11 protein-coding genes are annotated in these 12,949 nt (G+C 52.7%); 8 read left to right on the forward strand and 3 right to left on the reverse strand.

What is annotated here, in order from left to right; genetic code table 11:
* Window positions 1-98 precede the first annotated feature (98 nt).
* The 4 genes from G477_RS0115105 (at window position 99) to G477_RS0115125 (ending at window position 6,599) form a co-directional block, all read left to right on the forward strand.
* Complete coding sequence (locus tag G477_RS0115105) at window positions 99-1,973, forward strand: beta-glucoside-specific PTS transporter subunit IIABC (RefSeq protein WP_026698635.1); 1,875 nt, start codon at window positions 99-101, stop codon at window positions 1,971-1,973.
* Window positions 1,966-3,429, forward strand: coding sequence for a glycoside hydrolase family 1 protein (locus tag G477_RS0115110; RefSeq protein WP_035212173.1), 1,464 nt, complete (start codon window positions 1,966-1,968; stop codon window positions 3,427-3,429). The genes G477_RS0115105 and G477_RS0115110 overlap by 8 nt, the downstream gene beginning before the upstream one ends.
* 410 nt (window positions 3,430-3,839) lie before the next feature.
* Window positions 3,840-4,766 carry a phosphotransferase gene (locus tag G477_RS0115120; RefSeq protein WP_026698638.1) on the forward strand — a complete coding sequence of 309 codons (927 nt, stop codon included), beginning with the start codon at window positions 3,840-3,842 and terminating at the stop codon, window positions 4,764-4,766.
* A 699-nt stretch (window positions 4,767-5,465) separates the two neighbouring features.
* Window positions 5,466-6,599 (forward strand): alcohol dehydrogenase catalytic domain-containing protein, encoded by a 1,134-nt coding sequence (locus G477_RS0115125; protein WP_026698639.1) that lies wholly within the window; start codon window positions 5,466-5,468, stop codon window positions 6,597-6,599.
* Between the two features lie 166 nt (window positions 6,600-6,765).
* Here G477_RS0115125 and G477_RS0115130 read toward each other — a convergent pair whose 3' ends face one another.
* From G477_RS0115130 to G477_RS0115140, 3 genes are read right to left on the reverse strand one after another with little or no spacing between them, the layout of a single operon-like run.
* Complete coding sequence (locus G477_RS0115130; protein ID WP_026698640.1) at window positions 6,766-7,788, reverse strand: glycine betaine ABC transporter substrate-binding protein; 1,023 nt, start codon at window positions 7,786-7,788, stop codon at window positions 6,766-6,768.
* The gene (locus G477_RS0115135) at window positions 7,785-8,471 is read right to left on the reverse strand and encodes a cysteine hydrolase family protein (RefSeq protein WP_026698641.1); all 687 of its coding nucleotides are present in this window, start codon (window positions 8,469-8,471) and stop codon (window positions 7,785-7,787) included. Before G477_RS0115135 ends, G477_RS0115130 begins: the two co-directional genes overlap by 4 nt.
* Entirely contained in the window at window positions 8,464-9,024 is a 561-nt protein-coding gene (locus G477_RS0115140) for a GbsR/MarR family transcriptional regulator (RefSeq protein ID WP_026698642.1), read from the reverse strand. The genes G477_RS0115135 and G477_RS0115140 overlap by 8 nt, the downstream gene beginning before the upstream one ends.
* A 164-nt stretch (window positions 9,025-9,188) precedes the next feature.
* On the opposite strand from G477_RS0115140, the gene G477_RS0115145 reads away from it, so the two are divergent.
* From G477_RS0115145 to ectB, 4 genes are all read left to right on the forward strand, one after another.
* Complete coding sequence (locus G477_RS0115145) at window positions 9,189-10,370, forward strand: PstS family phosphate ABC transporter substrate-binding protein (RefSeq protein ID WP_051288095.1); 1,182 nt, start codon at window positions 9,189-9,191, stop codon at window positions 10,368-10,370.
* 2 nt (window positions 10,371-10,372) lie between these two features.
* Window positions 10,373-10,549, forward strand: a complete 177-nt coding sequence (locus G477_RS21265; protein WP_170203893.1) for a DUF4083 domain-containing protein — start codon at window positions 10,373-10,375, stop codon at window positions 10,547-10,549.
* Window positions 10,550-11,052: 503 nt separating this feature from the next.
* Window positions 11,053-11,565 (forward strand): diaminobutyrate acetyltransferase, encoded by a 513-nt coding sequence (gene ectA, locus G477_RS0115155; RefSeq protein WP_035212239.1) that lies wholly within the window; start codon window positions 11,053-11,055, stop codon window positions 11,563-11,565.
* Window positions 11,566-11,642: 77 nt separating this feature from the next.
* Window positions 11,643-12,938 carry a diaminobutyrate--2-oxoglutarate transaminase gene (gene ectB, locus G477_RS0115160; RefSeq protein ID WP_026698645.1) on the forward strand — a complete coding sequence of 432 codons (1,296 nt, stop codon included), beginning with the start codon at window positions 11,643-11,645 and terminating at the stop codon, window positions 12,936-12,938.
* Window positions 12,939-12,949: the final 11 nt, after the last annotated feature.

Here is a 12,949-nt window from a genome sequence, read left to right on the forward strand (position 1 = left end):
CTTCTTCCTTCAACATACCTGCGGGACATGCCATACGGACCAGCAGGCGCTCCGCGCTTGAAGTATACAGATGTTTATTCAGAAGAGGAGGGACGATCATGAATCATGAGCAGGCAGCAGCCGATATTCTGCAGGGGGTCGGCGGAGAGGAAAATGTCCAGTCCGTCGTTCACTGTGCAACGCGGCTGCGGTTTCAGTTGAACGATCACGCGAAAGCAGATAAAAAACGCATTTCCAACATTCCAGGCGTTATTCAAGTCGTGGAAAGCGGTGGTCAATATCAAGTCGTTATCGGCAATGAGGTCAGCGATGTCTTCCGGGAACTGGAACAAAAGACGTCCAAAGCAGCATCCTCCGGGGAGAGCGGGGGTGGAGGAGGATCGAATCAGAACTTGTTCAACCGGCTGATCGATATCATTGCCGCCATCTTCACGCCCGTCCTTGGTGCGCTCGTCGGTGCGGGTATTCTGCGGGGGCTCGTCGTTCTCGCAGAATCGATGAACTGGCTGCAGGAAGGAACGGGTACGCATACCATTTTGGATGCCATGTCGGATAGTGTCTTCTTCTTCCTTCCGATCCTGCTCGCCATCACGACCGCAAGAAAGTTCGGCGGGGATCCGTACGTCGCTGTGATTATTGCTGCTTCACTCTTATATCCGACGATGGAGGAGGCGGCAGCTTCTGGAGAAACACTTTCTTTCTTCGGGATACCGGTCGTCATGACCAGCTTCGCATCGGCGGTCATTCCGATCGTGCTCGCCATTTTCTTAATGTCCAAGCTTGAAATCTGGCTTCGGAAACGGGTACATTCGTCGATCAGGCTCTTTTTCGTTCCGCTCGTGCTGATCAGCTTGATGGTACCAGTCACCTTGATTGTGTTCGGTCCTTTCGGCACCTATGTAAGCGCGGGTCTCGCCGCAGGGTACGAATGGATTTATGACGGGAGTGCCATCATTGCCGGTGTGTTTGCCGGCGCTCTCTGGCAGGTGCTCGTGATTTTCGGGCTTCATTGGGGATTCGTACCGATTTTCGTGAATAACCTGGCAGCATTCGGGGAAGATACGATGGCAGCACTGATTGCGCCTGCTGTGTTTGGACAGGCCGGCGCGGTGCTCGGCGTGCTGTTGAAGACGAAACGGAAAGAAATCAAAACCGTTGCTGCGCCGTCAACGATTTCCGGGTTGTTCGGTGTGACGGAGCCGGCAATTTACGGGGTAACGCTCCGCTACAAAAAGCCGTTTGCCATGGGTGTGATCGGCGGCGGCATCGGCGGCGGTATTGCCGGACTGTCGGGCGCTTCCAGTGTTGCTTTCGCACTGCCGGGGCTGCCGGCGCTGCCTGTTTACGCAGGCGATGGTTTTGTGCTGTTCTTGATTGCCTTGGCTGTGGCCTTTTTCCTTGCGGCGCTGCTGACGTATCTTTTCGGCTTTCATGATGGCATGGAAACCGAAATGGAATCAGAAGAAGACCAAGAGACAGAGAATGTCGCTTCAACCAATTCGAGCGTGCAGCTGGGAAGCCCGATGACGGGAGCCCTCATCCCGTTGTCGGAAGTGAATGATGAAGCCTTCGCATCGGGAGCTGTAGGACGAGGGACAGCTGTCGTACCGACCGATGGAAGACTTTACGCTCCGGCATCCGGCATCGTATCGAGCGTTTTTCCGAGCCGGCATGCCGTCGGAGTGACGACCGATGACGGCGCGGAGGTGCTGATGCATATTGGATTGAACACGGTCCAGCTGGACGGCAGCGGCTTTGAGCTTCATGTCTCCCAGGGACAGCGGGTCAACAAAGGAGACCTGCTTGTGACCGCTGACCTTGATTACGTGAGTGGAGAAGGTTTTGATGTTGTCACGCCGGTTGTGGTGACGAACGCAGACGCGTATTTTGATGTTCTGGCAGAAGAAGACGCCAACGTCCAGCATGGCGAGACCATTTTATCGATTATCAAAGGAGGAACGCATCATGAGTGAATTTCCAAAAGCGTTTAAATGGGGCGGCGCGATTGCTGCCAACCAAGTAGAAGGAAGCCACGATCAGGACGGCAAAGGACCGTCGATCAGTGATGTGGTCAAAAGAGTCCGGCCCGAGGACCGCAGGAGCATGAAGCTGCCGTTTCCTTCGCATGACGAAATCCAGGAGGCACTTCTGGATACCAATCACGCCGAGTACCCGAAGCGGCGCGGCATTGATTTCTACAACCGGTATAAAGAGGATCTCGCTTTGTTTAAAGAACTCGGCTTCGATGTGCTGCGGATTTCCATCAGCTGGCCCCGTATTTTCCCGCAGGGGGACGAGATGGAACCGAATGAGGCAGGACTGCAGTTTTATGAAGATCTTTTTGAGGAGATGCACAAGCAGGGGATTGAGCCGGTGGTCACGTTGTCCCACTATGAAACACCGATTCATCTCGTTCTCGAATACGGCGGGTGGAAAAACCGGGAGCTGGTCGCTTTTTTCGAACGGTACTCGAGAACGGTAATGGCGCGGTTCAAGGATCACGTCGCCTACTGGATTACGTTCAATGAGATCAACAGCATGTTCATGTCACCGTATATCGGTGCGGCGCTGACGCCGGATGATGCGCCGGAAGCAACGCGCCAGCAGGACATTTATCAGGCAGCGCATCACCAATTTCTTGCGAATGCAGCTGCTGTGAAAGCGAAAAAAGAACTGATACCGGAAGGGCAGATCGGCTGCATGGTGATCGGGATGATCAACTACCCTTCTTCGCCGCATCCGGAAGATGTGCGTCAGGCGATGGAGGATCAGCGGCGCACCTACTTTTTCACAGACGTGATGGCGCGGGGGCACTATCCAGCCTACAGCAGACGCTGGTTTGAAGAGGCCGGCGCTGCACCGGAAATGGAGCCGGGGGATGAAGCCTTCCTGGCCGAGCATCCAGTGGATTATATCGCGCTCAGCTATTACATGTCCGCGGTGTCGGCGCGGCCGGAAACCGAAGGGGAAAAGGCCGCCGGAAACTTGATGAGCGGACTGAAGAATCCGTATCTGGAGGCGTCCGACTGGGGATGGCAGATCGATCCTTCCGGCCTGCGCACGCTCGTGAATCAAATGTACGACCGCTACGAGAAGCCGCTGTTTATTGTAGAGAACGGCCTCGGCGCTTTCGACGAAGTAGAAGAGGACGGCACGATTCAGGACCCTTACCGCGTGGACTACCTGCGGGAGCATTTGCAGCAGCTGAAAGCGGCAGCTGCCGACGGAGTCGACCTGATCGGGTATACCGCCTGGGGGCCGATCGATCTCATCAGCTTTTCCACGTCCGAGATGTCCAAACGGTACGGCTTCATTTATGTTGACCAGGATGATGACGGAAACGGATCGCTGGAACGGCGTCGAAAAGACAGCTTCTACTGGTATCAAAAAGTAATCGAGACGAACGGAGAACACCTGGACCGCTCGTAAAGCGGGGACGGTGCCGGGCCTGGCGGAAGGGCAGGACCCGGCAGCCGTTGATCCGTGCTTTTTCAGGTGATAGGAATGTAGACGTTCTCAAGCAGGACGACGGCGGCTTTGTTGGCTGCGCGGGAAGCATCAACAACCTATGCTTTCTTCAAAGAACCTGCGGTACACGCCGTTCCGAACAAAAGGCGCTCTGCGCTTTTGTTCAAGTATAAGTTTTCATACAGGGGGACGGCGGCTTCATGCGCTGCACGGGAAGAAACAAAAACGTCTTCTTCCCTCAAAAGGCTTGCAGCGCTTCCGCACGCCGTTCCGAACAAAAGGCGCTTTGCGCTTTTGTTCAAGCTGACGCTTTTCTCCAATCGATCAAATGCGGTATAATCTCCAGAGACTACTGGAGAGGGGCAGGCAGCATGAAGGACTGGGATGAAGGAAAACCGATGACAGAAAAAGAGGCGGAAACGAGAATTGCCCGCGCTTTTCCGGAGCTGGGTCCGCTCGAGGTGCGGACGGCCGGTACCGGGTTCGATACGTTCGTATTTCAAGTGAATGAACAGTACGTCTTCCGATTCCCGAGGCAGGAAAAGGGGAAATGGGCGATGGAGAATGAGAACCGGATCCTGCACCGGCTCTGGGAAGAAGGGGTCCAGCTTCCGTTCGATGTGCCGCAGCCGCAGTTTTATGCTCCCGGGGAGGACGGGGCTTTTCCGTTCGTCGGGTTTTCCTACGTGCCGGGGCACGAACTGGCTGAAGAAAAGAATGTCGATCTGCTCGGCTTCCACACCGAAGCCCTTGCCGAGATGATGAAGCAGCTGCACACAATCGAACTGGACGACTCGTGGCAGCTGCCGGAGGATGAGCTGCTGCGGTTGTCGTCGAAGAAGCGCCGGCCGATGCTGCTGGAGTATCTGGATGAACTCAAGGAAGTCTGTGATCCACGCACAAGGGAGCTGCTGGAGATGTATTTGTATCACATCCCGGAATGGGAGAACCCTCCCAGTTCTGTGCTCGTGCATGGGGATCTGCATCCGAAGAATCTGATTGCCAGAGAAGGACGGCTGAGCGGCGTCATCGACTGGGGCGATGCCCACTACGGTCACCCGGCATCGGATCTCGCGCTCGTCTTCCAGGCGCTGCCGGCAGCCGAGCACGACCGGTTCTTTGAGCGGTACGGAGCTATTGACGAAGAAACGAAGCAGCTTGCCGTATTTAAAGCCGTTTTCGTGAGCACGGCACTGGCCCGGTACGCCGTTCACTACGGGGAAGACCACGTCCGCCGCTGGTGTGAAGCGGGAGTGCGCCGGGCCATCCAGTTCTGGCAGGAAGACGCGTTGCGATAAAAGGAGTCATGCCCTTCGTCAGGAGGTGCTTGACAATTCATAGGCCTGTTCCGATTTGGTGGTCACCCACATCGGAGCAGGTCTTTTTTTCACAGGATAGGAATGTATAACTTTTCATTCAAGGGGACGGCGGCATCGTACGCTGCGCGGGAAGAACGTAGAACCTGTTCTTCCCTTGAAAAGCCTGCAGCGACGATGCACGCCGTTCCGACCAAAAGACGCTGCGCATTTTTGTTCTGATAGAAAAGCATGCAAAAGGGGCACAGGGGCCGTTTGCCCAGGGCTTAGGCATGTCCATCTTCGTTGAGGGATATCTCGTTCCGAACAAAAGGCACTCCGCGCTTTTTTAATGGTTTAGGTGCGGATCGGAGGTCAGTGCGCTCCATCATTCGCTGATCATCACGGCGAAAGCGAACCAGCTTCATGTTTACAGCTGCACGACGCACCTGCTGGAACCGTGCTGAATCTACCGGAGATGACCGCGGACGTGCGCGCCGATTAACCTGCACCGACGCAATTTCCATCTAAAGACGCTCCGCGCAGCGGAGACGAACAGGTGCATTGTGCTGCGGGTCTTTGCCATGCATTGGATAAGTTGGTGGGGACATATGCTCAACTTTTCCATAAAATGTTTTATTATTAATAAAAACGTCAATAGGAGTACATGACGAACGAGGATATAGAGAGGGCGTGTGCTTTATGCGTGCGGTAACCTATCAAGGGAAAGAGAACATGGAAGTAAAAGATGTGCAGGCACCTTCGATTGAATATGATACGGACATGATTGTGCGGATCACTGCTTCCGGGATATGCGGCTCTGACCTGCATATTTACAAAGGCGGTATTCCAGCACCGGACGACTACATTATCGGACATGAACCGATGGGCATTGTGGAAGAAACAGGACCGGGCGTTAAAACATTGAAAAAAGGAGACCGCGTCGTCATTCCATTCAACATCGGCTGTGGAGACTGCCAGTTCTGCAATCATCAGATGGAAAGCCAGTGCGATAATTCGAATCCGCACGCGGAAATGGGAGGATTGTTTGGGTTCACCGAAGCCTTCGGAGGATTTCCGGGGGGACAGGCGGACTATCTCCGTGTCCCGTACGCGGACTTTACCTCTTTTAAAGTGCCGGAGAACAGTGAGCTGGACGACGAGAGCGTTCTTTTCTTATCGGACGTGATCCCAACCGCCTTCTGGAGCGTGCAGAACAGTGGCGTGACGTATGGAGATACTGTGATCGTTCTCGGCTGCGGGCCGATTGGGCTGATGACGCAGAAGTTTGCCTGGATGAAGGGGGCCGAACGCGTCATTGCCGTTGACCACCATGAATATAGGCTGGAGCACGCCCGCCGGACGAATCATGTAGAAACGTACAATTTTGATAAAAATCCGGACATCGGCAAACTGCTGCATGAGAACACAAAGGGCGGAGCACGCGTCGTTATTGACTGCGTGGGCATGGATGGCACCGTCCCTCCAAACGAAACGTTCGGTTCAGAAGGAGACAACCAGTTTGGTACGATCAGCCCGATCATTACCGCCTCTCAGGCTGTCCGGAAATTCGGTGTCGTCCAGCTGACAGGCGTGTACGGAACGGAAGCGAACAACTTCCCGATCGGTGATTTCTTCACGAGGAACATTGCACTCACGATGGGGCAGGCGCCGGTGATTCACATGATGCCGAGTCTGTATAAAATGGTAGAAAACAACCAGATTAACCCGAAAGATATCATTACTCATTCCATGTCTCTGGAGGACGCGGCGAAAGCATACCGGATGTTTGACCAAAAAGAAGAGGAGAGCATCAAGTTTGTCCTGAAGCCGTAAGCGAAGACGCTGTGAGGATGGGAGCATCGTTCTCCCGTCAACGCCTCCCGCTCGTGCCGCACAGAAACAAAAAGGGAACGCCGCCAGTTTAGTCTGGGGCGTTCCCTGTTGTGTGTCAGGCGGAAAAGGTGATCCTTCTTCGATGCAGTGTCCGCCGCCACCCGATTTACTCGTCTCCGAGCATCGCATCCACCTGATCGCGGTTTTCTTCGATCCAGTTTTCAGCAAGCTCGTCAAACGGCGTTTCCTCTTCTTCGTATTCAAGCATCATTTCTTCCAGATCTCCCACCTCGATGCTCCATTCAGACAGAATCTCATGGGCCCGTGGATGGGTCTCGGCAATTCCGTCGTAAGACAGCACGTACACGTTATCGAGGTTGAAAATCCCTTCCTCGTCTTCAAGGAACTTCAAATCGTACTCCGCGAACATCGAATGCGGTCGCCAGCCGGTAATGATGACCGGTTCTTCGTTGTTTACGCTGTCTTCCAGCTCGGCCACCATCGCGAATTCACTGGAGGTCGTCAGCGTGTATTCCTCGTGGAAGTCGTACACATCCATAACTTCTTCAGAAAGGGAGACAATCCCCGCCCCGGGGTCAATCGAATAGATTTCCCCGTCGAACATGTCAGCATTGCCTTCGAGTTCACCAATCGTGTCGATATCGACATACTCCGGCACGACCCAGCCGAGCGGCACTTCTTCATAGCTCGTAGCGACTTGGACGAGGTCCTCTTCATATTCGGACCAGAGCTGTTCTTCCGTATACGGAAGCCAGGCGTCCATGAAGAAATCGATGTCTTCGTTGGCCATGCCTTCAAAAATGATCGGCTGGTCCAGCATGGAGAATTCCGTCTCGTAGCCGGCTTCTTCGAGGATCTGCGCAGCAATGTTTGTCGGGACCTCGGTGCTCGTCCAGCTGGTCATCCCGAAGACGATCGTCTCTCCATCCGAGTCTTCCACTGTTTCGCCGCTGTCGTCGTCCTGATTCTCCTCGTTGTCGACTTCATTCACAATGTCGTTGTTGTTCTGATCATTGTTTTCCGCGTTGTTTTCGACGTTCTGGTTCGTATCATTCCCATCCGTGTTCGTACCGGATGTTTCGTTGGTTCCATCAGCATCGTTATTTCCACAGGCGGCAAGCGTCATGGCTGTCATCACAGTGATGGATACTGCAGTGAACTTTTTCACTTGTTCAGTGCCCCTCTCTTGGTCGACTCGATCAGTCGGTTGTAAGTTTCCCGGAGTGTCTCCGGTGTGAACTGGCAGGTATCCGGACCTGCCGCGTGCCAGGCTTCATACGGCCGTCCCTCGACCCAGTTGAGTACTTCCTCTGTGCGGAAAACGGACATGTTGTAAATCCAGTTGCACATCGTCAGCACGGCGGACATGTGGGCTCCTTCGTTGGAAGCCCCGCACATATCTTCGACGAGGTTGATGTTATAATCGTAAAAATACGCGTCAAAAACGGAGGTCATGAGGCAGCCGTCGGTTACAAAGCCGCCGATCACGAGGTTTTCGATGCCGTCCCGCTGCAGCTGGTCGTGCAGCGTCGTCTGGAAAAAGCTGCTCCAGCGGAATTTATCGACGACGGGTTCGTCCGGCTCCGGCTTCAAGGCGTCGAGCACTTCATGGTTGTCTTTGTAGCTGGAGTAAAAGACCGGCTCGCCGTTATGATCCAGTGGTTCTTTGTCTGAGAGGCCGGAAGCATCGCCGCGGTTGATGTGGCGGGTGAAATACACCGGGATTCCTGCGTGACGAAACGCGCGCAGCAGGCTGGCGGCGTTGTTCGTCGCCGATTCCAGGCGGTCGATGCCGAACTGGCTTTCTTTCTGCATATCTATCAGTACGAGGGCTGTTTTTTGTTTATCCATGTTTTCCATCCTTTTTTTCCTTATTTGGCGGGAGGTAGTCAAAAATTTCTCCGGATTCCATCGCATTGGCGAGCCGCATCGTCCACTCAAAGTAGGACATGGAGCGCTCAATATTGGCGAGGTCCTGATCGGCCTGCTTTTTGGCTTCGCCTTCGCCATGCTCGGAGATTTCTTCGAGCACCGGCAGGGCCTGCTGGTTGCCTTTGACGATCAGGCTTCGTTCCTGGCGCAGCTGCTTGACGAAGAAATTGATAAAGTTCTTCATGAAGTCTTTTTCTGCGATGTAATAATCTTTCCGATCGCCTTTTTTCCATACTTTAATGACCATTTCGGTCTCGAGCAGTTCACGAAGTCCGTTGCTGACGCTCGCTTTGCTCATCGCGACCGCTTCCTGGATATCACCGAGGTTCATCGGTTCCTCTGAGAAGTAGAGGACGCCGTAGATTCTGCCGACGGATGGCGTGACACCATAAATCACCATCGTCTGTGCCAGGGCACTGATCATGACATCTCTTGCTTCTTCCAGGCGCTGTAAATCTTCCTGTTCCGACATGTTGGACCTCCCGTTCATTTAATTTATTTATTTCAATACAAATTAAACAATCTATAATTAATAAATTACACGTCTTTTCTGGAAAAGTCAACTAGCTGCGGCGTATTTCTCCTTGTAGGCAGCATCGAGGTCACTTACAATGTTTTTTAGAGGGGGACGACGGAATGACGATGGTGACAAAGACGGCCGCACTCATTCTAGCTGCGGGAGTAGCGGCCTTTGCTGCTTTTGTGGGCGCATTTCTGCTGAGCGTGTTCGAGCTGCATCCGGCCTGGATGACGATGCTGCTGACAGCTGCTGTGGTGTTTACAGCCGTTGTGGCACTGCTGCTTTTTGTGCAGATAGACAAGCCGGGACGAAAGAAAATCTACACCGCTTCGATGCTGCTGGTCCTGCTGGCTGGAGGCGGATCGGCGGCATGGGAATGGGCCACACCCGATCCGGAAATGGCGGAAGGGCGCGGGGTTGATCTACATACATATGAGCCGTTTGCAGGAAACGGCGCAATCGCACAACTCGAGGACAACGCGTCTCTTGAGATGGACGAACCGATTCGGCTTGATGGAGCCACGGCCCTCTATCCAATCTATGCGGCATTTACAGAGGCCGTTTTTCCAGAGGGGGAATATGATCCATATGAAACGCTGCAGTCGGACGTCGTGTCGACGCAGACGGATGAAGCCTATGAGCGTCTCGTTACGAATCAGACAGATATGATCTTCGCTGCAGGACCTTCCGAAGAGCAGCAGGCCTACGCGGAGGAATTCGGCGTGGAATTGCAAAAAACCCCAATAGGAAAAGAGGCCTTCGTGTTTTTCACCCATTCCGATAACAGTGTGGACGATCTAACGGTGGAAGAGATCCAGCAGATATATGCAGGAGAAATAACCAACTGGGAAGAGGTCGGTGGGAACGACGCAGAGATCCGCGCCTTTCAACGGCCGGAAGGGAGCGGCAGCCAGACAGCGCTGATCGATCTCATGGACGGCACACCGGTAATGGAGCCGCCGAGTGACGATGTTCAGCAGGGGATGGGCGGGGTTATTCAGGAGACGTCCAACTACCGGAATCACCAGAGTGCGCTCGGATATTCGTTCCGCTATTATACGAAGGAGATGGCGGAGAGCGGAGACATTGAGCTTCTCCAGCTGAATGGTGTCGAGCCGGATGAGGAGACGATACGCAGCGGCGCTTATCCGGTTACTGACTATTTTTACGCCGTGACCAGAAAAGCAGACCATGGAGAGAAGGAAGTAACCTTGATTGATTGGATCCTCTCGGAAGAAGGACAATATATAATAGAGGAGAGCGGGTATATTGCCGCTGCAGAAGAGGAGGAAGAATGATCATGGAGGGAATCGAACTAGGACCCGCGCTCATGCAGGTATTTGCAGCAGGCCTTGTAATTATTGCTGTTCTGCTCATGGTCACGATGATCCGCGCACTGAAGAAGAGGCAGGAGCAGCTGGATCGTCTGGAAAAGAAAATCGAAGCACTCGATGAGGAACTGAAGAAGAAATCATAATCGTACCTCTCACCATGCTGGAAATTTGCGGCATGGTTTTTATGTTCAATTTACAGGACCAACCTCTCAACAGAGCCCCGATCTGCCTATCCTTCCTCCCCATAGGTGTATGAAACAGACTTGGAATACATGTATATACACTTTTTTATACAGCCTCGAACGAGCGCAAAACCACCAGATTTTCCTCTTTCATCCAGTGAAATTGCACAAGATTAGCGTGGTAAAGCGTTTTGTCTTTTTATTCCATTTGTGAGCAAATCCGACATTAGAAGTGGAGAAATACGCTGTATTCGCTACAATGCATGAGTTATTTGTTAAATGAATCACCTGATACGAGATAAGCTATATTCACCTATATATATGATGACTCACGACGCTTTAAGCTGGTTGCCCTTTTTTCCAAAGGTACCTATCATTAAAAGTGTTGGAAAAACGGAAGCTTCTTTGCTGAAGAACATCTCTTCATGCAGCTTACCAATACAAACAAAGGTGGTTTTATTCAGATGAGTAGCACTGTGATGACAGCACCTGTTCTTGACACGTTCTCGTTGGAAGTACCGACGAAAGAAGACGGCCAGGGGATGTGGGAGCTAGCAAAGAAGACATCATTAGACCTGAACTCGGCCTACAAGTATATTATGATGGCTGAATATTTTGCGGAAACATGTGTCGTCGCAAAGGAAGACGACCAAGTCGTTGGTTTTATCACCGGCTTCATTCAACCTGAAAATCCGGACGTCGTGTTCGTATGGCAGGTTGGCGTTGACAGCTCCCAGCGCGGAAAAGGCCTCGCCTTTAAAATGCTGGAAGAGCTGATGGACCGGGAGAGCGTCAACGGCGTGAAATACTTGGAAGCAACCATTACGAAAGATAACAAAGCGTCCCAGTCTCTCTTTAAGAAGCTGGCGCGTGAAGAAGATACGTCATTTGAGGTACGGGAAACGTTCCCGGCGGACTGCTTTCCAGAGGACGGCGCAGCGGAGTACACGTACCGGATCGGACCTTTCTGGAAGTAATTTCTCCAGTCAGCGGCTGACATTCACTCACTGTAACCCGGACGCGGCCATTAACTTTTACAGGAGGATTTTTATCCATGGAAAATAAACTACAGCTGATCGAGGAACTTGAATCCAGTGTACGAAGCTACGTACGAAGCTTTCCGACTGTGTTCACGAAAGCACGAGGCTATAAAATCTGGGACGAAGACGGAAAAGAATATATCGACTTCTTTGCAGGCGCCGGTGCACTCAACTACGGACACAATGAACCGTGCATGAAGAAAAAGCTCGTGGAATATATTCTTGATGACGGCATTACGCACTCGCTGGACAAAGCGACGGATGCGAAAGTCGACTTTATCAGCAAATTTGATGAAGTCATCATGAAGCCGAGAAACATGGACTACAAAATCATGTTCCCTGGGCCAACCGGAACAAACACGGTGGAGAGTGCGCTGAAGATTGCGCGTAAAATGACGGGTCGTACCGATATCGTGAGCTTCACGAACGGATTCCACGGTATGACAATCGGTTCCCTTGCTGTTACCGGCAACTCCATGAAGCGTAAAGGAGCTGGAATTCCACTCAGCCACACGGTGACGATGCCGTATGATACGTTTATGGACGACGGCTACGACACACTTGACTATTTCGAGCGCTTTCTGCAGGACAACGGAAGCGGCGTTGCGATTCCAGCTGCCGTAATCTTTGAAACTGTTCAAGGCGAAGGCGGCATTAATGCTGCAAGCATGGAATGGATGCAGCGTCTGGAACGTATCTGCCGTGAATGGGGTATCCTGCTGATCGTCGACGATGTTCAGGCAGGTGTTGGACGTACAGGTACGTTCTTCTCCTTCGAACCAGCCGGCATCAAGCCGGATGTGATCTGCCTGTCCAAATCCATCGGCGGCTATGGCCTTCCGCTTGCGATCACGCTGATCAAACCGGAGCTGGACAAGTGGATTCCGGGCGAGCACAACGGAACGTTCCGCGGAAACAATATGGCTTTTGTGACGGCAACAGAATCCCTCTCCTACTGGGAGAATGACGAATTCGAAAAGAGCATTCAGGATAAAGCTGCCACAGTAACGGACTTCCTCAGCCGCATGGTCGAGGAGTATCCGGAAATGAAGGCGAAGCTGAAAGGACGCGGCCTGATGCAAGGAATTCATTCCGATGTGGAAGGATTCAGCGAAAAGGTAGCAGAGCATGCCTTTGAACGTCAGCTCATCATGGAAACAGCAGGCGGGAACGATGAAGTATTCAAGCTTTTCCCACCGCTGAACATCGATGAAGAAGGTCTCCAGCAGGGACTGGATATCATTGAACTGAGTATCCAGGATGCGCTCGTATCGATGAACCTGAAAGAAAAAGAAGCAGTCACACAATAAATCAATCCGGC

This window comes from Alkalicoccus chagannorensis DSM 18086, assembly GCF_000429725.1.
GTDB classification, from domain to species: Bacteria; Bacillota; Bacilli; order Bacillales; family Salisediminibacteriaceae; genus Alkalicoccus; species Alkalicoccus chagannorensis.